This window comes from Agrobacterium sp. CG160-95 (assembly GCF_053521725.1).
Genome location: NZ_JBNWDU010000007.1, coordinates 50956 through 69546, shown reverse-complemented (window position 1 = coordinate 69546; position 18591 = coordinate 50956). Strand labels below are relative to the sequence as shown.

The following is an 18591-nucleotide window of genomic DNA, read 5'->3' as shown; positions in this document are numbered from 1 at the left end:
GTCAGAACCACACCCTCTGCGTGCCGACGCCCTCAATCGTCACATCGACATATCGAGGTTTCTCGCGGACCAGGGGTCGCGCCACGGTTTTGGCCAGGCATTGGTATCGCCCGTCTACCCTTTGCCACCTCGGTGACGTGACTGAGCCTTTGTTCGGATCGCCACCGTCTCGATCTCGCTGGCAAAAGTCATCGCTCACGGCCTGCAGCGACGTGGAAATGCACGTCGCGTCACGTCCGCTGGGACCGTAGCCAGCAAATAAGCGGTAGCCGGCGTTGCAGTAATATGGTTCGTAAAGAGGGCGAGAGGTCTGAAAACCCACGCCCGCGCAAGTTGGAAACGAACGCCCTTTTGCCAACCACCTCCAAAGCTTCTCGACGGGCGGCCTGCATTCGCCATACTGGGTCGGACCGCCGGGATTGGATAAGCACAGGATAACCTGGCACCCCCATTCGTCGGCACGAGCGCTTCGCTCCGAAATGGTATAGAGTGAAACGAACCCTGACGCTGCTATGATCATTCGAAAGAAAAGGCCCTTCATGCCCCCTACTCTCCGTCTTCCTAAATGTCCGCCTCAACTGAACGGCGACTCGTCTCAACTATTTGACTATGCAAATAATAGATAGTTAAAACGATGGCAAGCAATTTAAGTGAAAGATGGCAGAGTCAGGCCTTGTCCGTATTTGCGGTGCGCGAAATCCTGGAGAAGCCGATCGACGGTGAATCGGCGCAGTCGCGCATCAAACAGATCGGCATGATGAATATTCTCTATCTGATGCACCAGGCGCATCAGAAGCTAACACTCTCAAATATAATAGAGATCACTGGAATGACGCGTGGTGGAGTGGTCGAAACCATAGAACTCTTGGTCCGGCGCGGAATCCTTACGGAAACGCTTGGAAGAAACTCAATGGGACGAGGAACAGCTCGACAGTTTGAGTTTTCCCCGCAGGTTTTTGCGGCACTTGGCGCTGCCGCTGCGGCCGGAAATTTCTGATTTTACCAAGCAGATTTTATACAATTTCTAACCGGGAAGCCGTTTTCGATTACTGGGCCGGTATGTCGTTGCCCTGCCCCTTGCACATGGCCAGCACTGGCTGGAATCAAACCGGTTTTCCCTCGTGCACAGGGATTGCAAGCAGAAGGCCAGCTTTGATCATTTCAGAATCTGCGTCGGAGAGGTCGTTGGCGCAAGCGCCGGAAACAGCGAAGGCCACTGGCGACAGAGTTCGAGTTGATCTGAAGCCGAACCAGGTGGTTTTAAGATTGAACCGCGACTTGCAAATCATACCCATGCGGTGTCACTCGCAAGGGGAACGCACCCGCTCCCATATCGCCATCGATGAACGGAAAATCGTCTGCCGGAGGATGGTCGAGCTAAGTATCGAGGTCACTGCGAGAAACTCGGCCGGCATCGCTCAATGGTGAGCGAACCTGGTGCCAAGCTTCGGAAACTGGCACGCATTTCGGCTATGAGGCAGCCGTGATCGAGCGGAACGTGCACGATTGGTCGCCGCACCAGATCGCGCAGCCGGACGCGCCTCGAACAGTATCCGACCTCGATCATTGATGAAACGGTCTAAAACTTTGCATGCTCGAGCCATGGCAAAGCCATGGTGCCGACCGCTGCCTCACATCGTTCGGTCGCGCGGATTATGAGTTGAACATCGACGTCATCTGCGCCTTCTGCCCCCACTCAGATAATCGGCTTACCGCCCGTGACCGCTATTGTGGCGCCGGAGACGTAACTAGACATGGGATCTGCCAGCATCACATAGGCACTTGCCAGTTCCGCAGGCTGTCCCGGTCGTCTCATTGGCACCTGTTTACCAAAATGCGCCACTTTTTCTGCAGGCATAGTCGATGGTATAAGCGGCGTCCAGATAGGACCTGGCGCAACGGCATTGGCACGGATGCCTTTTTCTGCCAGCAACTGTGCAAGACCCGCGGTAAAATTCTGGATGGCACCTTTTGTTGTCGCATAGGCAATCAGCGTGGGATTCGGGCTATCCGAATTGACGGATGCCGTATTGATAATTGCAGAGCCGGGTTTCATGTGGGGGATTGCCGCCTTTGTGAGATAGAACATCGCATGAATATTAACAGCGAAAGTCATTTCCCATTCGTCGTCGCTAATGTCTTCTATCTCATTGAAAGTGTTTTGATGGGCAGCATTGTTTACTAGTATATCAATGCCCCCAAGTTCGGCACGGGCTTTCTCGATGATCTGGCGGCAGAGGGAAGACGACCTTATGTCCCCTGCGACCAGTACCGCCTTGCGACCCGCCTCTTCAATCAAACCTTTGGTTTCTTCGGCATCTTCGTGTTCCTCCAAATAGGAAATCAAGATATCGGCGCCCTCGCGCGCGTAGGCGATGGCGACAGCTCGGCCGATGCCGCTATCGCCCCCCGTGATGATCGCCTTTTTCCCTTCCAACCGTCCGGAGCCGACATATGTCTTTTCGCCATGATCAGGTACCGGCACCATTTTGTGGGTGCGGCCCGGAATTTCCTGTTGTTGCTCGCGAAACGGCGGCTGCGGGTAATCAAACATCGGTCTTTTCCCTGTCTTGTCGGTCGTTGAAAACAGATCCCCGCGGCGCCGCGCGGCTGCATCTCTGATCAGGAGTTCCTGTGGTTCTGCTGGCGAGCATTTACCTGCCGGTATGGCCCACTTCTGCTATTTTATCGGCGCGGTTGGATGCCCGTGGAAGCTGAAATGCTTTTCACCACCTTGATCTGCGGTCGCGTTTTACTCCTATTCTCATCATCATGCGCGAACCGCGAAGGCCGCAGTGACCGAACTCGCCGACGGCGGGGGAGTTCCCAGGGCGGGCATTTTTATCTGCGTCCGTACTTTCCCGCGAGGTGGTCGGCCAGTCGCATGGCGAGTGCGACGGCAGGCAAGGTGGGATTGGCATGTCCACCTGTCGGGAACACGCAGCTGCCGGCGACGTAGAGATAGGAGAAGCCGTGAACCTTGCAGTCGGCATCCACCACCCCTTGCGTCGACTGATGTGGCCACCCGGGCCAAACCGATCTGATAAAAGCCGTCATACGCCTGGTCGCGAAGAGCCTGCTGGCGATCCCCGACTGAATGCATGAAATCGCGCTTTCCCAGCTTGTTCATCCGTAGCCACCGATCAAGCACAAGATGGATTTCTCCAAAAACGGAGTGTCACTTCCTCCCTGGATCATGCGTGTGGCGGCTGTCGCGTTCACCTCCACCTCCGGAAACCTTGCTCTTCGACCGATTATCGGTATCCGCCGGTGGCTTCTTGATCTCCAGCGGGGCCTTGGCGTTTTCATGTGAAGCGCCGGGTCCGCCCTGGCGGATGCTGGCCGGTGTCTTCGTCGAGGTCGACATCTCTTCCTCCTGCCGTCTGGCTGGCGGGACAATCACGTCCCATCTATTGGTCATCCTTTGTTTTCATCGCATCGGACGCGCGTTTTTTCCTGGGGTCGCGCAGGTTTTCTCCCACGGCGTCCCTGTCGTGGTCGGGATCGTCCTTGGCCTTCATGTAGCCGCGCGGCCGGTTTTCAGCGGGGCCTTCCCAGCGCGGAGACTGCTCCGTGGTTCCGGGCGCGCCGTCTCTTGGTGAATTGTTGGCCATTGTTTCCTCCTGGTTACCCTCTCGGTCGGCCCCAACTGTTTTGCCAGGGTAATGTTCCTTAAACCGCGGTAAACCGCTGGCGGGAACTTTTCGAAACAATTTTGCCCCGCCGCAGTTAGGCGATCTTGACCAACAACAATTTTGGCAGACAAAACGATGACGGACAAACCTGAAGAGCCAGACTGCGTCTCCCGCATCGCGTACAAACAACAGCGGGATTACCTGAAGCGCTCGTCCCTGCAATTTCTCGAATGCGCTCATCCATTTACGTGCGACAAATATGAGCATTTCCGAACTTGTCGAGCGGCTGGAAAGGGGACACTTAGATGCCAAGGTTTTTCTTTAGCATAGTCAGTGGCCAACATGTTCTTGACGACGACGAAGGCAGCGAACTCGTCTCGCTCGACCAGGCTATAGAGGAGGCGCGCAAGGACGCGCGTGAACTGATGAGTGAAGCGGTCCTTCAGGGGCGCGATATTTCACAAGGATGCATAGTCATTCGCGATTCAGCCCACGAACTTCTAAAGGTGGTGCCGTTCGCGGATGCTCTCGACAGAAAGTACTGACGGCACGGAAAGGTCCGGCCGCAAACGCGCTGTCAGTTTTTCATATTCCCTCTCCGGGACACCGTAAATCGTGCCGGCTGTTTCCTCGAGCACTCGGCGGTTGATGATACGGACATTTCCGCGGGTGGCCCTGATAGCATGCATTCCCTCAAGAATATGCAGTTCGTTGGTAATTCCCGGTCTGCGCACGCCGAGCACGGACGACAAAAACTCGTGGGTAATCGGCAAATCGTCGGTCTCGAGCCGGCCGTGACACATCAACAGCCACCGGGAGAGCCTCTCCCGCAGGGTATAATGCCCGTTGGCAAGAACGAGTTGTCCGACCTGCAACAGACAGACATTGATATATCCCAGCAACAGGTCGCGCAGGCGGGTGTCGTGCTCCATCTCTTGCCTGAGGTCGGCGGCCGTAATAATGAAACCTTTGCCGGCAACGCACATCGTCGTCTCGTCCGGAGTTGTTTCGGCCCCCAATAGTGCGGAGCATCCCGTCGCGCCCTCGTGTCCCACAGACATGTTTTCCATGGTTTTACCGCCGTCAGTGCGAGCCATGGAAGAGGCAAGACCGGTTTCTATGAAACAGACGTGAGAAATCGGCGTATTGGCAGAAACGAGCCGATGTCCCACCGGTAATTCGATCGCCTCCATACGAGCGGCAAGCCGGAGGAAGCCTCTGCCACCGACGGCTTTCAATAATCGGTTGCGCACGAAGATATTCGATTCAGGCATGACGGTTCGTCTTGCTCGCTCCCTGGTTATACAGCACCAACCCGACCGGCAGGTTAGCAGCTGGAGATTGCAAGAAAATGCTATGTACGTTACCGTACCAACTGACAACAATGTCAGGATTGCCCCTCCTGGACGTGCAGTCGAACCCCGGCGGCACCGTCAATCTCGGGGAGTTAACTATCAAATAGCTTGCCGATCTCGTTCTGGTAACGGTACTCGCCCGTTCGGTCGTGGTCCATAGGCGATCCTTTCGTACGCCCGGTCGGGCTGCTGCTTCTGCTGCTGCTCGACGTCTGCCTGCAGGCGGCGGGTGTCGACCGCTCCCAACATTACGCAACCAATGCCGTTAAGCACTTCAAATTCGAACAAAGGGGCAAGCGTAGATTGCATGCTGGCCCAACACCGGTGAAGCGCTGCGCCTGGCGGCTGGTGGCGGAACTGCAGGTGCGCGACCCGCAATTGACCGTCGCCATGGGTGCGACGGCGTTTTATGCCCTGACAGACCACGCATCATTCGTGACGAGGGAGCGGGGAAATCTGTCAGGTACGCCGGGCGGAAAAAGTCTTCTGGTCACCATTCATCCCTCTGATTTGCTGCGTCTTCCCGACCGCGAAGACGCGCAAGAGGAACGGCAGGTCTTCGTCAAGGATCTGCGCAAAATAACGGACGTCCTTGCAGGCGAGAATAGCGTGCGCCGATTGCTATCCTTCCTTCCGCCGGGAACAAGCTTTTTCAATCGTGGTTAGGTGATTCCCAAAGGGAGGATGATCACGATGAACAAGAACACTGAATTTGAAATCGTGCCGCACGAAAACGGCTGGGCTGTGCTGGCCGGCAGCGTCATAAAAGGTGTCTATCCTAGCCGCTATCTGGCTGTCACCGCGATGAATGCGCAGCACGGTGAGTTCGTCTTGACGGACGAAGCGGCATCTTCCCGCGCCAGCACCGACGTTATGCCGACAGATAGCGCGGTATCGCGCCGCAACGCCAACGCGCTCAACTTAACCATAGCAGTGCCGTACCAGGTGGACATCCCCTTGAAGTGCAAAGGTGGTGAAATAAACATCCCGGTTTCGCCCGAAGGCCGTGAGCTGGCCACTTGGAAACTTTGAGCCGGCGAACTCCGGAATCACAATGGAAACCTCCGCCCGACGCGGCTTGCCGGGTGGCAGGCACCAGAGGGAAGGATCAGTCAGCCAGCAGCCACAGGAGAACGCTGGCCACAACGATTAGCGCGAGAATGGCACCCAGCAATCGCGCAACTCCTAGATTCGTAGTGGTATCCGCGCCGACAATCATCCAATAGATCGATTTTTCATCCGTGCGTTCGCTCATACGATTTCTCCCTTATCCATCAGGATACGCGGCCTGGATGCGTGCCCAGAAGAAAAGAAGCAGCGATCACGACAGCCACCACGAAGATGACCACGACGTAGGCAATCATCCTTTTCCATGTACGCTTCCGATCGCGGAAAGCGCCGTCATCCACGCCAACCGGCGAGAATTTGGAATCGAGCTCTTCGTTGACGGGGCGATTGAGGTCCTGCTCGGGCCTGATGCTCTCGCGTCGTTCAGCCATCCTGTCCTCTTGCTTTCTCCGTTTGCTGTGAAGCTTACACGCGAGGTTCGGTTCTCTTTTTTCCAGTCGCCTGCCCGGCAAACAGCGGAAGCTGATCTGCTTCGAAAGAGGAAGAGATCTCATGCGGAATGCCCGACTCGAGACATGCCGCAATCAGATGTTCCCGCGCGACCGCAGCAGACCCGTTTCTCAACATTGCCAGACGGCAACTCCTCAACGCTCTGGTGTAATGCACGCCCGCCTTTTCCGGCCACTCATCCTCCAGCAAACGAACTGCCTCATCCATATCAACGACAATGCAGCTTCGACCGCCCAAGAAAATTTCGAGGGGTGGTGCGCCGAGCAGCGGAATTGTTGTCATGATCTCCTCCATGATCGTGAAACCGCCACCGTGTCGAGAGGTCGGTATACCCTTCCAACGCTGGATATCCGCCCCCAAAAGCGGAGGCGGAGGCGGCTGCGTTGCCCCGTCAGGCGGCTTTCTGGCTCTTCGGGTTCGCGACCATTTTGGCCAGCTTCGTCAGCTTTTTGTCGGTCGCCGTTTCTTCATCCAGGTTCGCCTGCAGCAGAGGGACCCCTTCGTTGATACCCAGCTGGCCCGCCCATGCCACCAGAGTGCCGTACCGCGCGATCTCGTAGTGTTCAACGGCTTGTGCGGAAGCGATCAGGCCCGCATCAAGTGCCGGAGAATCCTTGAAGGCTTCGATGATTTCTTCGGCCTCGGCGATAATGCCCTGAATGGCTTCGCAGATCTTGCCGCGCGCATTCTTGCCGATGATTTCGAATACCTGCTCAAGCCGTTCGATATGGCCCTGCGTCTCATCGCGGTGATGCAGAAAACCCTGCTTCGCCTCGTCAAGCTGCGCAGCGCGCGCCATTTTGGGAAGGGCGCGGAGGATCTGTTTTTCGGCATAGTAGATGTCCTTGAGACCATCCACGAACAGATCGTCTAGTGTTTTTTGAGTAGCCATGAATATCTCCCTGTTAGAATGGCGACCCGAACTGCGGGGGCCGGCAATTGTTCCGGGCGACGGTGAGAAAACGTGTTGATCCGCCAAGATCGCGCTTATGTGATGAAATCGGGTCCAGACAGTACTGAAATCGCTTTATTTGACATTATAGTAGGATGATGGGGAATGGACACACGCATCGATGGGGCATGTGAGGAGTAAGGCATGCAGACTACCAAACGTCTGACTGTCGTCGTCATCGGCGCGGCCGACACCATTACACCGGAAATCGGACAGGCTTGGTCCCGGGCCCGGATCGGCCTCGAGGGCCCCTACCCGGCCGACGCCATTGGTAACGAAGACACCTTCAGATTTGCTGCTGCGATTATCGACGTTCGTTACGAGGCTGAAATTATGCTGCGCGTGACGGATGAGCTGGAAGGAAAGGCCATTCCCTACCTGTTTTTCGTGCCATGGCTCGTGGTGGACAGCGAACCGGGACCTTTCGTCCTGTCCGGACGTTCGGAGGATATCGAAAACATTGTTTCCGCTTTGTTGGCGCAAGGAGGAGGACCAAGACACTGAAGCGAGGTAAGTGTTATGCCGGAGCGGAGCAACGAAGGAGAAGCAAACTTTGTGCTTTCTCTGCTTGACGAAGAGATCGGGCGAGAGATCCTGACAGCCTGCACGCCTGTGAAGCTGGCGCTGGGCGAAAAGCTTGTCTCGGCGGGCATGCGTATCGAGCGCGTGTTTTTCCCCTCCTCGGGCATCGCATCGATCGTTGTGGTCTCCAAATCGGGTCGCAGAACCGAAGCGGGCATTGTCGGCAAAGAGGGTTTCGTGCCGGCCGGTGTCCTTGCTGGCGCCGAGACGAGCTTTACCGAGGTGGTCGTTCAGGCTCCCGGCAGGGCTCTGGCGTTGGATTTGCAATCTTTCCACGCCCTGAGCGCGAGACATCGTATCTTTTCCGACATCCTGATGTGTGCCCTGCACGTATCAAGAACGCAGGTGGAGTGCACTGCTGCGGCAAATGCCACGTGCACAGTGAGTCAGCGTCTGGCGCGTTGGCTGCTGATGTGTCACGACCGCGTGAAGGGAGATCAGCTTCAACTGACCCATGATTTCCTTTCGATGATGCTGGCGGTCCGGCGACCGAGTGTGACCGATGCCCTGCACATCCTCGAAAGTCAGCGGTTTATTCGCTCCGAAAGAGCAAAGATCACCGTGAGGAACCGCGAGGCGCTCGAAGTCTACGCCCGGGACTTGTACGGCTTGCCCGAAGCGGAAAGCATGCGGGTGTTTGCGCGCTTTCTCGACGAGACCAAGTCGCAGACGAGCGATGTCAGCCCTTCGGTGTAGCGAGCCTCGGCGAAAGGGAAGGATGAACGCCGCGCCGGTTTAAGAATAAACCCTGACGGTACGCTTGCGAACATTTACCTTCCGTCGTTTAGGTATAAAATGGACATGTCCCCTTTTCCCGGCGCATGCGCAGCATCCGCCAAGGAGGTGCAATGTCCGTAAACCGCGCATTCCAGAGTTCCGGTATTTTTCTGGATGACGATATCAACATCGTCAAGGCAGCTTATGATGGCGTCTTGTCAACGGAGCAGGACCCCTATCTGCGCGTTGATGAGGTCGCGCGTTACGTATTGAAGATGTACGATCGCGGTGTTGTCGATCCCGGTAAGCTCGAGCGCCTTTCCACCTTGTACTTCAGAACGAAGTTGCGAGTCGGGTGACTTCCGGCAGGCAGGCGGAACTTTCGCAGGACCGGATTGTTTGCTGACATATTTCCAGAGTCTGCAGTCGAGACCATCCGGACATTGCAATGATCTCCCATGAACGCACCTTCCTACAGTGGTGTCATCTCTGTATAGACATGCAGCGCATGTTTGCCGAGGAAACGCCATGGCATGTCGACTGGATGCCGCGCATCATCGATAACGTCGGGTGCGTGGTGGAGAACTCGCCTGAAAGGACGGTTTTCACCCGCTTTATCCCTCCTCCAGATGTGGATGCCGCAGCGGGGCGGTGGGGGCGTTATTATGAAAAATGGTGGATGATGACGGGCGAGCACCTTCGTCCGGAAATGACAGAGATCGTTTCCGAGTTTGCCGGCTACGTACCACCTGCGCAGGAGTTCTTGAAAACGACCTATTCGCCCTGGACGGACGGCCGGCTGCACCGGACACTTGCGGGGCAAGGGGTCGGCACCCTTGTTATCTCGGGAGGAGAGACGGATGTCTGTGTGCTGGCGACGGTTCTTGGTGCCGTGGATTTGGGATACCGCATCTTCCTGCTGGAGGATGCGCTCTGCAGTGCGCGCGATACGACACATGATGCGTCGCTTACAGTCCTCCGAGGTCGCTTTGCCTCACAGCTGAGGCTGGTCTTTACCCTGGACTGGCTGGACCGGCGCGAAGAACTCCTGCTTAGCGTCTGAAGATGCAGAAGGCCTCGGAAAAGCACGGAATAGAGTGGCCGGCATCGGAACAATCACGTGACAGCCGGGTTCGGCGCGTTTGAAGGAAATGATCTGCACCACGCCGAACGAGGTTCAAAAATGACCAGAAAAACGCTGCCCATTCCGAAAGAGAACCAGAGCCCCGAGGGTCCTGGTGGCACGGAGCGCCTGAACGCCGAAGAGACTTCTTCCGCAAAAGACACAAAAACGTCTACCCGCACGGGTCGCCAGGCTAACATAGAAATAAACACGACACATCAGGGGCACCAACAGGACAGGTAGCGTGTCTCGGGCGCGCCCCGTCATTTCAGGCAGGTACAGCCGCCTGGACACTGAGAACGCATGCTTTCTCGGAGGCCTTTATGCAGATTCTTGCCGTCACGGCTGAAATGTTCCCTTTCGTCAAAACCGGCGGGTTGGCCGACGCAACAGGAGCTCTGCCGGATGCCCTTGCGAAACAGGGGGCGGAAGTTCGCACGCTGCTGCCTCTGTATCGCAAGTTGCGTCCGCTTGTCGTTGACCACCAGCCATGTTTCTCCTCCACCATTTTGGGCAAAGCCGTTTCGGTATTTTCCGTTATCGCCGACCGGAAGAATCTGCTGCTGCTCGACGCGCCGGAACTGTTCGACAGAGACGGGAACCCTTATGGGGAAAAGGAGTGTCCCTTTCCTGACAACGACCTCAGGTTCGCTGTCCTGTCGAAGGTCGCTGCGGAAATTGCGCTGAGATCCGTTTCCGGGTGGAAGCCCGATATGGTTCATGTCCACGACTGGCACACGGCTTTGACCTGTGTCTATCTCGCGGAAGAAGCTCCGGGCGAGGTGCCGGCCGTCATCACTGTTCACAACCTTGCTTTCCAGGGACAATATCCGCTGGCGCGAGCAAGGATACTCGAACTCCCGGAACACCTCTGCACGGTTGATTGCCTCGAATATTATGGTGACATGTCGTTTCTGAAGGGGGGCCTGACAACGGCATCCGCCATCACCACGGTTAGCCCGACCTACGCGAGGGAGATCCTGACCCCGGAAGCGGGCATGGGAATGCACGGCGTCCTCGGCATGCGGAGCGAACGTGTAAAAGGCATTGTCAACGGCGTTGATCAGGACGTCTGGAACCCTGCAACCGATCCGAGCATTCTGGCAAATTTTACATCGACCGCAATCACCAGGCGGCGCCTGAACAAATACGGCTTACTAGAGGCTCTCGGCCTCGCTCCGACACAAGGTCCGGTATTCGGTGTCGTAAGCCGCTTGACCTGGCAAAAAGGGGTCGATCTGTTGCCCGAAATGGTACCGTTCATCCTCGCCCGAAAAGGCAGGCTGATCGTCCACGGTGAGGGAGACGCGCGGCTGGAAGATGCCCTTCGTGCCTTGTCCAAGAGCTATCCTGAAATGGTATGCGCCCAGATCGGTTATGACGAACGCCTGGCGCACATGATTCATGCGGGATCGGACTTCATCATCCAGCCATCGCGGTTCGAACCGTGCGGACTTACCCAGCTTTACGCGTTAAGATATGGCGCACTGCCGATCGTCAGCCGCACCGGCGGATTGGCCGAGACGATCATCGACGCCAATGACGCCGCGATAGACGCCGGAGTCGCCACTGGCTTCCAGTTCGAACCGGCAAACACCGACGATCTGCGGTCGGCGTTGCACCGTGCAATCGCCGCGTATAAAAATAGAGAGCTGTTCAAGCGGCTTCAGGCGCAAGCGATGCGCGCCAATTTCTCCTGGGAGAAAAGCGCTGCTCAATATCTGGCGCTTTTCAAAGAGCTTGTCGGCAAGAAAGTCCGGGAAACCCCGACCTTGTCGGCAATCAGGCCCGAAGCATTTGCAAAAATTCGGATTGAGAGGCGGCTGGCCAGGCAATAACCTCCAGACGTTCCGCGTCATAACAGCCGGTCATGTTTCCAGCGCACGTAAGGAGCGAGCAACTGGCCGGGAAAACGGTTCTCGATTTCTGTGGCTGTCAATTCCACCAGCGCAGCAACTTCACCCAACCCGTCTTTTTCGCTCTGCACCTCAAGCTCACACATCTTGTGAAACAATTCGTCGTCCGTCGCGACGTTGAAGAACTCGGTAGGGTCCGCTTCCTGTGTCATATGGTCATCTCTTTGCTGATATTTACGCTACTTTTTCGAGCGACTTTGCATCTTGGCAAATCGGCTTGCTCGTCAGAAACCACCGGAAAATTGATTTGTTCCTGCAACTATGCATTCCCGTCGCACAAAGCGGAACCGTGCGTCGGCCACCCGGTTAGGAAGTCCATGAGGCTGATTGGAGGTCGGGTTGATGAATGCAACGACGCACCGTGAGTGGGGCGTAAAATTCGATGGCTCGGGAGGTGCAAGCTTCAGGATATGGGTGCCCGCCCCCGAAACGCCGACACTTATACTGAAGGGTGCCGAGCTCGAGATGCGGCACGAGGGTGGCGGCTGGTACGAGGCGAAAGCGCCGAATGTGCAAGACGGTGATCCCTATTACTTTCGTCTTCCGCAAGGACGTGAGGTGCCGGACCCCTCCTCCCATCGGCAGCAACAGGGGGTCACCGGTCCCTCAATGGTTGTTGATCACAGCTTTGCGTGGAAAAACGACCGGTGGAACGGTCGCCCTTGGCACGAGGCGGTTATATACGAAATTCACATCGGAACGTTCACGGTGGAAGGCACCTTTCAGGCAGCCGCGGAAAAGCTGGAACGGCTGGCCAAAATCGGCATCACCGCCATCGAACTGATGCCGCTCGCCTCGTTTCAGGGAGATCGCGGCTGGGGTTACGACGGTGTGCTGCAATTTGCGCCCCAGCGAAACTATGGATCGCCAGACGATCTCAAGGCCTTCATAGACGCCGCACATGGCTGCGGCATGATGGTTTTACTCGATGTCGTCTATAACCATTTTGGCCCCGGAGGGAACGTTCTCCAGACCTATGCGCCCGATTTCGTCAAAGAAGATGGAACCCCGTGGGGACCGGCACCGGATTTCAACAGAGCCGAAGTGCGTTCATTCTTCCTGCAAAACGCATTGTACTGGCTTCAAACCTATCGTTTCGACGGATTGCGGATCGATGCCGCCGACCACCTCGCCGGTGGCGACGCAGAAGTCGACTTCCTGACAGAGCTGGCGCGAACCGTCCGAAATTCGATAACAGGCAGACATGTGCATCTCGTCATAGAAGACGCAAGAAACGCGGTGGCGCCGATGACACCCGCGGGCAACGCCCCCGCCCTGATCGACGCTCAATGGAACGATGACTTTCATCACGTCGTTCACGTCATCACGACGCGGGAAGACGGCGGCATCTATGGCGACTTCGCCTTCGAGCCGCACGACAGGCTTCGCCGTTCATTGGCGACCGGTTTCGTCTATCAGGGTGATTCACGCCCTTCGAAGAACTTCGAAAAGAGCGGTGAGCGGAGTGACCACCTGCCGCCGCAGACATTCGTGAATTTCCTCCACAACCACGATCAGGCTGGAAACCGGCTGTGTGGTGAACGTCTGCGCGCCTTGATCACGCCCGAACTTTTCGATGTGCTGGAGTGTCTTCTTCTGCTTTGTCCGCAAACCCCGTTGATGTTCATGGGTGACGATCACGGATCTGCGCAACCGTTCTATTTTTTTTCCGACCATCCGGAAGAGGATCGGGACGAAGAGATAAAGCGGCGCCTGATACAGGCTGAGATGTTCCAGGGAAGTCTTCCAGCTAACGCCGCCCGACTGGTGAAAGACCCTAACGACCAACGGACACAGGCCCTTTCGACATTGGACTGGCGCTCTGCGCGCCAAAAGAACGGAAAACGCAGGAGCGCGGCAATGACAGCTGTGCTTTCCAAGCGCCGTCAGTTTGTGTGGCCTTTGCTCGGCTCCGCATTTGAGAAGGGCGTCGCGCTGGATTGTCCGCCGCAAGCGCTGGCGACCGACTGGAGGTTCAGTGCCGGGCGGTTGCAAATGCGGGCCAATCTGTCCGGTGCAGCAATCGAACTGCCGGCCGCGGAAGGAGAAATCTTCCACCTGCACGGCAGCATCGATATCACGACGGGAAAAACCTGCAGCTACAGCGCGTTGTTTGCGGTTGCCGGGTGAGTATCAGTACAAGTTGCGTCTCAGGGACTCCCTCGCCCGGTTGACGCGGCTTTTTATGGTGCCAACCCTGCAGCCGCAGATGGAGGCGGCATCCGCATAGCTCGTTCCGCCAGCGACAAGCATGAGAGCGGTTTTCTGATCGGCGTCTAGATCACGGATGGCGGACATGACTTCCTCATGTTCCATCCGCCACTCTTGGCTCGCAGGGATGGACATTGTCTGTTCTATACCGACGGGCAGGCCGATACATTCGCGTCTCGCCACCTTGTATCGTGTACAGAATGTATTTCGCAATATCGTGAACAACCATGATTTGAGAGCAGTGCCGGGAGTGAAACGATGCAGGGAGCGCAGTCCCCTGAGCATGGTTTCCTGGACGAGATCTTCAACATCCTCATCATTTCTTACGAAACGGCGAGCAAACGCCGCCAACGCTGGCGCAAGATCAGCGATACCGGCGCGTAACGTCTCCAGTTGCGCCTCGCTGAGAGCGCTGCCGGACTGTTCAGTCAGAGCATCGTTGGCCATTTTCCTTGTCCATGTTGTTGTCCTTCACAGGAAGGAATGGCCCAGCGGCAGCTTGGTTGCCGTACGCAAGCGTACAATGCAGCGCCGCCCTGCAGGCGCTCACGGGCGGTAAGTTGCAGCAGGCGGAAATGCCCAGCAGGAGAAATTGGCCTGTTTTCAACGAGACGAAAAGCCGAGCTCAGTCCGATATTTTGCACCAGCGGCGAGACCAGCTGCTCGACACGGCGCATGGCGCCTTCGCTGGTGGTTATCTTGCTGACGATGGTGATTTCGCCGCGCGATCTCAGAACGCGCGCATTCGGACAGGAGCCGGTCAGCATCGGGAATGAGAGGAATGACGAAGGGAAGCGAAACCACGTCGAAGGAGGCATCCGGGAACGCCATGTCGCATGCGTCCATGACATGTGATTCTTTCACATGCAGAAGCGCGCCCTCGGCAATTTTTGCTTTCGCCTTTACGAGTATCTCTTCTGAGATGTCGATATCGGTCACCTGCTAACAGGCGGATAAAGCGGTAGCACCAGCCCTGTTCCCACGCCAATATCCAGAATGTCGGAACCTGCATCTGCAACGCGCAGAGCCAGCTCGGCCTGAGCGCGTTTCAGGAAAAGCCCGTAGATATGGTCGTACACCGGCGCCCAGAAGCGGCATGCTTTTTTTGTCGTTGTTGTTGTTGTTTTAAAGTTGGCGCTGACGGCGCAGGCCCCGTCCTCGCTCATTCGCCTCTCCCTTGTCAGCGTTCAACAAATTGGGTGTTCCTTCCGCCTCTCCGGCCGTGATCGTCATTCGCCCGTTTGCGCTCACGCCCTTCATCGTCGTTCGGGTCCAGTCCGTATCGGTACCGAGCCATGCGCTCCGCATTCCTTTTCGCCTGCTCCCGGTCCTGCCGGCTCTCCTCGCTATCAGTAGAACGGGCGTCGTCCGTACCGGGCTCAGGTTTCACACCGTCTTTTGTTCGGCCCATGCCAACACCCCTTTTCGGAAAATCGTCATCTTGATCGCAGTTCGTCGCGGTTTCCTGTCCTAACTGTAGCAGCGGTCGCAGGTTCCCTTCCCGAAGGTTTTCAGGGAACAGTCTCGGCTTGGAACGGTTAGAAATGCGGAAGGAGAAGACCATGAACAAGAAAGACAAGCTCGAGCAGATCCATAAAGACAGCGCCCCGCAATTTGCACAGGGACTAAAGACGTCAACGAATAATGGCGTCGCCAGCGCGAAACCGAGGGTTATAACCGGGTCCGACGACGCGACCGCCAACAAGCTGCCGCCGGGGACCAAAAAGCCCGAAAAAGACTGGGACATCAACTACGATGAACGGGAGACGAATGAGGGTAATTTCCGCGGCTAGTGCGACTGATGCGGACGAAAGCTCTATCGCGAGAGGTCCTCGACGACCAGCTCGATCGATTGCGGTTCGGCGCCCTCTTGCGTCTGCACACTTAGGACGCTTCCCGTGTTTAGTATGCCTTCAATCAGGGTTCGCTCACCTATGATGATTTTAATCACCTTGGGTGTTGCTGCCTCGATGTTAAGACTATTGCGGGTCTCGTGATCAGTTGCAGGCTCCACGGTACGACCTCCGTTTCGATTGAACATGGAGCGCCTAACCTCGCTTGGTCCAGGTTGTTCCCTCTTGGGATAGGTCATTACGGAATGACGAGGTGTCCAGTGCCCCGCTCTGGTCGCCCACGAAGCATCAAATCAGATCGGAAGTTCGACAAGGCGGATAATTTTCGCCCGCGCAGTCAATCGGCCAGGAATTACCTTTATAGACAATTCCGATAATCTTCTAGCAAGCTGATGTTCGTCCGTTTCGGGGAGTCTGGCGGTCGAATCTGGTCTGCGTTTCAGCGGTGTGTTCGGGATTATGGCTCGCTACCGCGCCGAGCCGGCGCTTCGCACGAGACGACATGGGTTCGGCCCCAGGGGGGGGTCAGCGCCGGACCTCGCCAATGTCGCTTTCGAGCAAGCCAACCCAACTTTCCCTATACGAGCTACGCGGGCATAAGCACTCAGGACATGAAAAACCTTTACGCATGCCTGCGGACCCTTCCTCCAGGAGCAGGTCGACCACAGCGGCACGATCTGCAACCGCTCTCCCGTTGCCGTCGTTTTATCGGCGTCTGGAAGCTTCCATTCGCCAAGGCAATGGGTGGCGTCGGCTGCCACATTTCGCGGCTGCAGTATATCGCCGGTGAGGCCGCATTCGCGACCGAATGGGGCTTATCATGAAGCTGTCGCCGACGCTAATGAACCAATGATGCCACCCAGAATTCCGGAGGATTACCGCAGGAATATGCGGAAAGCGCTCACCGAAACGCCGGGAAACAAAAAAATCGAAGCCAATCTGGCACAGCAACCGCTGAAGACGACTACGGCGGAGCGGTATAAGCAAGGTCGAGCCAATAACCGAAGGGCTGCATTTCCTCTTCGGAGCTTGTGCTCCCTCTCCCGCTTATCCGCCGGTTTCGTTGTGCGGGGCGGCAACGGGCTTGGATTGCGGCGACCGCCTGAAGCGCAGGAAGATGGAAAGAATAACCAGGATCGCGGTCGAAAGAAACTCTGACTGCCAATTCTGCAAGGACTCGAACCAGAATTCGGCGCTTTCAAGCTGTTCGAACACTGTGGCAACGGGATCGCCGTGCATGCGCGCCGTTACCGCCGCCGCATCCGCGCTGTATCTCAGATGAAGAAGAAAGCTCGCGACAAAGAGGGCGAATAGCGCAAGGCCGAGGGAATAGGAATAAATTACGCGGATGACGCCGCCGGTTTTGACGGCCCACGGAACGTTACGCTCGTGCTTCCTCTGCTTCGGGTCCTCGTCCTGCGGCGCTTGTTCGTCCGGATCTTTCGATTCGGCAGACCCCTTCTGGAAGAGAAAAGCGGTCAGAACGACGTAGGCCGACATCTGTAGAAATTCGCTTTCCCAGTTCTCGAACAGCGCCGAGAGGAAATGGCCGCTGGTCGCATATGACAGCAATGACAGTGGCGTGTTGTGGTGTTGCGCGAGTTCTTCATTGTGAACGATCCAGCCCGTGGCGAACATGCCCCGATAGTAAGCACGGAGGCAAGGAGCAGCATAATCGACAATCCATTGTCGCGAAGCAGCTTCATAATTCGACCTCGTTTGAATACAAAACCTGCCAGATAAACGAGGTGCCGCCGGTATCGGTTGCGTGCGTCACTCAACACTGGTGGGAATAGATGCCACGGCAAAATTTCAGAGACGATTCCCGGCGCCAGAGGCGCGACTGGTCGCGCGCATTACCGCGCGTGTCGGAGTGAAAGCTTCTTGCAAACACGGAAATCGTCCACAACAAGGGGCCTTGGGCCGATCGGACAAGAATTATGATCGTCGGCGACCGGCCCTTTGCCTTAGTCGATACAGCTCCCTCGGCTCGGACGGCTTGGACGCTGTTTGCCGCTTGCGTCGCGCTCGAGGTTCTGATCGTCGATAGTGGCAAGGGTGTGTCTCTCCTCCTTGACGTGACGATAGTGAAAGGTCCGGATTCGGACCTGCCCCATCTAGGAAATCTATATCGCTGCCAGCTTGAATTCATTGACTTCCTGGCGCGCGAGGTAATGCCATAATGCGCAAATGCACTTATCCTAAGGCTCCGGTGAAGCGTCCGCAAAGGGCGACGAAGTTGACCCGACGCTGTTGCTTGCGTGGTGGCGATTGGTGCGATGGATGGTCATAACCTCGTATAATCCCGGAGGCGGCACGCAGACAGAAGGATAATGGTCCGATGCGGAAGCTACCAGAGTGGGTTTGCATCTATCTCGCGATCACGCCGAAAAGCACGGCTGGATTACGTCCTCATCCTCTTCAACCCTTGCGACGCGAGGGCCCCATTCGTGCTTCCGAGCGTAAAGGGATCTGGATCGGGGTCCTGACAACCGTTGATCCAGAGGCTGCTGATCGGGCTTTCAAAGCCGTAGAGTATGTTCTGGAACGCAGTCTCGTTCTGTTGCAGGTGGGCGGATCTTGTTAGACAGGGCGTCGGCCGCAACTTGATCTCTATATAATGGACTGTTTTCTCTCATGGATGTTATCTTCTTCGCCTAGGCCGTAGA

26 protein-coding genes and 1 pseudogene are annotated in these 18591 nt (G+C 56.5%); 12 read left to right on the top strand and 15 right to left on the bottom strand.

What is annotated here, in order from left to right; all coding sequences use genetic code 11:
• Position 1: 1 nt before the first annotated feature.
• Positions 2–541 (bottom strand): hypothetical protein, encoded by a 540-nt coding sequence (locus ACQZ63_RS21775; RefSeq protein WP_065703132.1) that lies wholly within the window; start codon positions 539–541, stop codon positions 2–4.
• A 93-nt stretch (positions 542–634) separates the two neighbouring features.
• Between ACQZ63_RS21775 and ACQZ63_RS21770 the strand changes: the two genes are divergently transcribed.
• Positions 635–997 carry a transcriptional regulator gene (locus ACQZ63_RS21770; RefSeq protein ID WP_127966729.1) on the top strand — a complete coding sequence of 121 codons (363 nt, stop codon included), beginning with the start codon at positions 635–637 and terminating at the stop codon, positions 995–997.
• 699 nt (positions 998–1696) lie between these two features.
• On the opposite strand, the gene ACQZ63_RS21765 is transcribed toward ACQZ63_RS21770, so the two are convergent.
• The 4 genes from ACQZ63_RS21765 to ACQZ63_RS21750 all read right to left on the bottom strand — a co-directional run bounded on the left by ACQZ63_RS21765 (position 1697) and on the right by ACQZ63_RS21750 (position 3614).
• On the bottom strand, positions 1697–2554 hold the full coding sequence (locus tag ACQZ63_RS21765; RefSeq protein ID WP_127966731.1) for an SDR family oxidoreductase: 858 nt from the start codon (positions 2552–2554) through the stop codon (positions 1697–1699).
• A 287-nt stretch (positions 2555–2841) separates the two neighbouring features.
• Positions 2842–2997, bottom strand: a complete 156-nt coding sequence (locus ACQZ63_RS21760; protein ID WP_336510318.1) for a GMC oxidoreductase — start codon at positions 2995–2997, stop codon at positions 2842–2844.
• 181 nt (positions 2998–3178) lie between these two features.
• Positions 3179–3367 (bottom strand): hypothetical protein, encoded by a 189-nt coding sequence (locus ACQZ63_RS21755; RefSeq protein ID WP_127966735.1) that lies wholly within the window; start codon positions 3365–3367, stop codon positions 3179–3181.
• Between the two features lie 43 nt (positions 3368–3410).
• A complete protein-coding gene (locus ACQZ63_RS21750) occupies positions 3411–3614 on the bottom strand; it encodes a hypothetical protein (RefSeq protein WP_127966737.1) in 204 nt (67 codons plus the stop codon).
• A 326-nt stretch (positions 3615–3940) separates the two neighbouring features.
• Here ACQZ63_RS21750 and ACQZ63_RS21745 point away from each other — a divergent pair, with 326 nt between their 5' ends.
• Entirely contained in the window at positions 3941–4180 is a 240-nt protein-coding gene (locus tag ACQZ63_RS21745) for a DUF6894 family protein (RefSeq protein WP_127966709.1), read from the top strand.
• Here ACQZ63_RS21745 and ACQZ63_RS21740 read toward each other — a convergent pair.
• The gene (locus ACQZ63_RS21740) at positions 4136–4909 is read right to left on the bottom strand and encodes a Crp/Fnr family transcriptional regulator (protein WP_173998572.1); all 774 of its coding nucleotides are present in this window, start codon (positions 4907–4909) and stop codon (positions 4136–4138) included. The genes ACQZ63_RS21745 and ACQZ63_RS21740 overlap by 45 nt on opposite strands.
• Before the next feature lie 237 nt (positions 4910–5146).
• Between ACQZ63_RS21740 and ACQZ63_RS21735 the strand changes: the two genes are divergently transcribed.
• Entirely contained in the window at positions 5147–5656 is a 510-nt protein-coding gene (locus ACQZ63_RS21735) for a uracil-DNA glycosylase family protein (protein ID WP_127966707.1), read from the top strand.
• A 27-nt stretch (positions 5657–5683) separates the two neighbouring features.
• Positions 5684–6022 (top strand): hypothetical protein, encoded by a 339-nt coding sequence (locus ACQZ63_RS21730; RefSeq protein ID WP_127966706.1) that lies wholly within the window; start codon positions 5684–5686, stop codon positions 6020–6022.
• A 76-nt stretch (positions 6023–6098) separates the two neighbouring features.
• Here the strand turns inward: ACQZ63_RS21730 and ACQZ63_RS21725 are convergent, their stop codons facing one another.
• The 4 genes from ACQZ63_RS21725 to ACQZ63_RS21710 form a co-directional block, all read right to left on the bottom strand.
• Positions 6099–6245, bottom strand: a complete 147-nt coding sequence (locus ACQZ63_RS21725) for a hypothetical protein (protein ID WP_164876684.1) — start codon at positions 6243–6245, stop codon at positions 6099–6101.
• A gap of 19 nt (positions 6246–6264) precedes the next feature.
• A complete protein-coding gene (locus ACQZ63_RS21720) occupies positions 6265–6489 on the bottom strand; it encodes a hypothetical protein (RefSeq protein WP_127966705.1) in 225 nt (74 codons plus the stop codon).
• A 34-nt stretch (positions 6490–6523) separates the two neighbouring features.
• Positions 6524–6862 carry a DUF982 domain-containing protein gene (locus ACQZ63_RS21715; protein ID WP_127966704.1) on the bottom strand — a complete coding sequence of 113 codons (339 nt, stop codon included), beginning with the start codon at positions 6860–6862 and terminating at the stop codon, positions 6524–6526.
• Between the two features lie 97 nt (positions 6863–6959).
• Entirely contained in the window at positions 6960–7460 is a 501-nt protein-coding gene (locus ACQZ63_RS21710) for a YciE/YciF ferroxidase family protein (RefSeq protein ID WP_127966703.1), read from the bottom strand.
• A 204-nt stretch (positions 7461–7664) separates the two neighbouring features.
• On the opposite strand from ACQZ63_RS21710, the gene ACQZ63_RS21705 reads away from it, so the two are divergent.
• From ACQZ63_RS21705 to glgA, 5 genes are all read left to right on the top strand, one after another.
• Positions 7665–8024, top strand: a complete 360-nt coding sequence (locus ACQZ63_RS21705; protein WP_127966702.1) for a hypothetical protein — start codon at positions 7665–7667, stop codon at positions 8022–8024.
• 51 nt (positions 8025–8075) lie between these two features.
• On the top strand, positions 8076–8798 hold the full coding sequence (locus ACQZ63_RS21700) for a Crp/Fnr family transcriptional regulator (RefSeq protein ID WP_336510317.1): 723 nt from the start codon (positions 8076–8078) through the stop codon (positions 8796–8798).
• A 152-nt stretch (positions 8799–8950) separates the two neighbouring features.
• The gene (locus ACQZ63_RS21695; RefSeq protein WP_127966700.1) at positions 8951–9178 is read left to right on the top strand and encodes a hypothetical protein; all 228 of its coding nucleotides are present in this window, start codon (positions 8951–8953) and stop codon (positions 9176–9178) included.
• Between the two features lie 89 nt (positions 9179–9267).
• A complete protein-coding gene (locus tag ACQZ63_RS21690; protein ID WP_127966699.1) occupies positions 9268–9882 on the top strand; it encodes a cysteine hydrolase family protein in 615 nt (204 codons plus the stop codon).
• A gap of 383 nt (positions 9883–10265) precedes the next feature.
• The gene (glgA, locus tag ACQZ63_RS21685; RefSeq protein WP_173998570.1) at positions 10266–11780 is read left to right on the top strand and encodes a glycogen synthase GlgA; all 1515 of its coding nucleotides are present in this window, start codon (positions 10266–10268) and stop codon (positions 11778–11780) included.
• A 17-nt stretch (positions 11781–11797) separates the two neighbouring features.
• On the opposite strand, the gene ACQZ63_RS21680 is transcribed toward glgA, so the two are convergent.
• Positions 11798–12010 (bottom strand): hypothetical protein, encoded by a 213-nt coding sequence (locus tag ACQZ63_RS21680; RefSeq protein WP_127966697.1) that lies wholly within the window; start codon positions 12008–12010, stop codon positions 11798–11800.
• A gap of 190 nt (positions 12011–12200) precedes the next feature.
• Here ACQZ63_RS21680 and treZ point away from each other — a divergent pair, with 190 nt between their 5' ends.
• Entirely contained in the window at positions 12201–13988 is a 1788-nt protein-coding gene (gene treZ / locus ACQZ63_RS21675) for a malto-oligosyltrehalose trehalohydrolase (protein ID WP_173998568.1), read from the top strand.
• A 3-nt stretch (positions 13989–13991) separates the two neighbouring features.
• On the opposite strand, the gene ACQZ63_RS21670 is transcribed toward treZ, so the two are convergent.
• From ACQZ63_RS21670 to ACQZ63_RS21660, 3 genes are all read right to left on the bottom strand, one after another.
• Positions 13992–14516, bottom strand: a complete 525-nt coding sequence (locus ACQZ63_RS21670; RefSeq protein ID WP_173998566.1) for a sigma-70 family RNA polymerase sigma factor — start codon at positions 14514–14516, stop codon at positions 13992–13994.
• A 156-nt stretch (positions 14517–14672) separates the two neighbouring features.
• A complete protein-coding gene (locus tag ACQZ63_RS21665; protein ID WP_173998564.1) occupies positions 14673–15008 on the bottom strand; it encodes a methyltransferase domain-containing protein in 336 nt (111 codons plus the stop codon).
• Complete coding sequence (locus tag ACQZ63_RS21660; protein ID WP_173998562.1) at positions 15005–15235, bottom strand: hypothetical protein; 231 nt, start codon at positions 15233–15235, stop codon at positions 15005–15007. The genes ACQZ63_RS21665 and ACQZ63_RS21660 overlap by 4 nt, the downstream gene beginning before the upstream one ends.
• Positions 15236–15631: 396 nt before the next feature.
• Between ACQZ63_RS21660 and ACQZ63_RS21655 the strand changes: the two genes are divergently transcribed.
• Positions 15632–15862 (top strand): hypothetical protein, encoded by a 231-nt coding sequence (locus ACQZ63_RS21655; RefSeq protein ID WP_127966691.1) that lies wholly within the window; start codon positions 15632–15634, stop codon positions 15860–15862.
• 1107 nt (positions 15863–16969) lie between these two features.
• On the opposite strand, the pseudogene ACQZ63_RS21650 reads toward ACQZ63_RS21655, so the two are convergent.
• Positions 16970–17628, bottom strand: a pseudogene (locus ACQZ63_RS21650) (DUF6766 family protein).
• A gap of 234 nt (positions 17629–17862) precedes the next feature.
• On the opposite strand from ACQZ63_RS21650, the gene ACQZ63_RS21645 reads away from it, so the two are divergent.
• Entirely contained in the window at positions 17863–18105 is a 243-nt protein-coding gene (locus ACQZ63_RS21645) for a hypothetical protein (RefSeq protein ID WP_127966688.1), read from the top strand.
• Positions 18106–18591: the final 486 nt, after the last annotated feature.

What these genes read in the sequence shown, in the direction of transcription:
- glgA (WP_173998570.1), top strand. Translation starts at nt 10,266, where the DNA reads ATGCAGATTCTTGCCGTCACGGCTGAAATGTTCCCTTTCGTCAAAACC.
- treZ (WP_173998568.1), top strand. Translation starts at nt 12,201, where the DNA reads ATGAATGCAACGACGCACCGTGAGTGGGGCGTAAAATTCGATGGCTCG.
- ACQZ63_RS21705 (WP_127966702.1), top strand. Translation starts at nt 7,665, where the DNA reads ATGCAGACTACCAAACGTCTGACTGTCGTCGTCATCGGCGCGGCCGAC.
- ACQZ63_RS21715 (WP_127966704.1), bottom strand. Translation starts at nt 6,862, where the DNA reads ATGGAGGAGATCATGACAACAATTCCGCTGCTCGGCGCACCACCCCTC.
- ACQZ63_RS21695 (WP_127966700.1), top strand. Translation starts at nt 8,951, where the DNA reads ATGTCCGTAAACCGCGCATTCCAGAGTTCCGGTATTTTTCTGGATGAC.
- ACQZ63_RS21755 (WP_127966735.1), bottom strand. Translation starts at nt 3,367, where the DNA reads ATGTCGACCTCGACGAAGACACCGGCCAGCATCCGCCAGGGCGGACCC.
- ACQZ63_RS21745 (WP_127966709.1), top strand. Translation starts at nt 3,941, where the DNA reads ATGCCAAGGTTTTTCTTTAGCATAGTCAGTGGCCAACATGTTCTTGAC.
- ACQZ63_RS21645 (WP_127966688.1), top strand. Translation starts at nt 17,863, where the DNA reads ATGATCGTCGGCGACCGGCCCTTTGCCTTAGTCGATACAGCTCCCTCG.
- ACQZ63_RS21680 (WP_127966697.1), bottom strand. Translation starts at nt 12,010, where the DNA reads ATGACACAGGAAGCGGACCCTACCGAGTTCTTCAACGTCGCGACGGAC.
- ACQZ63_RS21670 (WP_173998566.1), bottom strand. Translation starts at nt 14,516, where the DNA reads ATGGCCAACGATGCTCTGACTGAACAGTCCGGCAGCGCTCTCAGCGAG.
- ACQZ63_RS21770 (WP_127966729.1), top strand. Translation starts at nt 635, where the DNA reads ATGGCAAGCAATTTAAGTGAAAGATGGCAGAGTCAGGCCTTGTCCGTA.
- ACQZ63_RS21710 (WP_127966703.1), bottom strand. Translation starts at nt 7,460, where the DNA reads ATGGCTACTCAAAAAACACTAGACGATCTGTTCGTGGATGGTCTCAAG.
- ACQZ63_RS21660 (WP_173998562.1), bottom strand. Translation starts at nt 15,235, where the DNA reads ATGAGCGAGGACGGGGCCTGCGCCGTCAGCGCCAACTTTAAAACAACA.
- ACQZ63_RS21655 (WP_127966691.1), top strand. Translation starts at nt 15,632, where the DNA reads ATGAACAAGAAAGACAAGCTCGAGCAGATCCATAAAGACAGCGCCCCG.
- ACQZ63_RS21730 (WP_127966706.1), top strand. Translation starts at nt 5,684, where the DNA reads ATGAACAAGAACACTGAATTTGAAATCGTGCCGCACGAAAACGGCTGG.
- ACQZ63_RS21750 (WP_127966737.1), bottom strand. Translation starts at nt 3,614, where the DNA reads ATGGCCAACAATTCACCAAGAGACGGCGCGCCCGGAACCACGGAGCAG.
- ACQZ63_RS21690 (WP_127966699.1), top strand. Translation starts at nt 9,268, where the DNA reads ATGATCTCCCATGAACGCACCTTCCTACAGTGGTGTCATCTCTGTATA.
- ACQZ63_RS21765 (WP_127966731.1), bottom strand. Translation starts at nt 2,554, where the DNA reads ATGTTTGATTACCCGCAGCCGCCGTTTCGCGAGCAACAACAGGAAATT.
- ACQZ63_RS21725 (WP_164876684.1), bottom strand. Translation starts at nt 6,245, where the DNA reads ATGAGCGAACGCACGGATGAAAAATCGATCTATTGGATGATTGTCGGC.
- ACQZ63_RS21775 (WP_065703132.1), bottom strand. Translation starts at nt 541, where the DNA reads ATGAAGGGCCTTTTCTTTCGAATGATCATAGCAGCGTCAGGGTTCGTT.
- ACQZ63_RS21720 (WP_127966705.1), bottom strand. Translation starts at nt 6,489, where the DNA reads ATGGCTGAACGACGCGAGAGCATCAGGCCCGAGCAGGACCTCAATCGC.
- ACQZ63_RS21740 (WP_173998572.1), bottom strand. Translation starts at nt 4,909, where the DNA reads ATGCCTGAATCGAATATCTTCGTGCGCAACCGATTATTGAAAGCCGTC.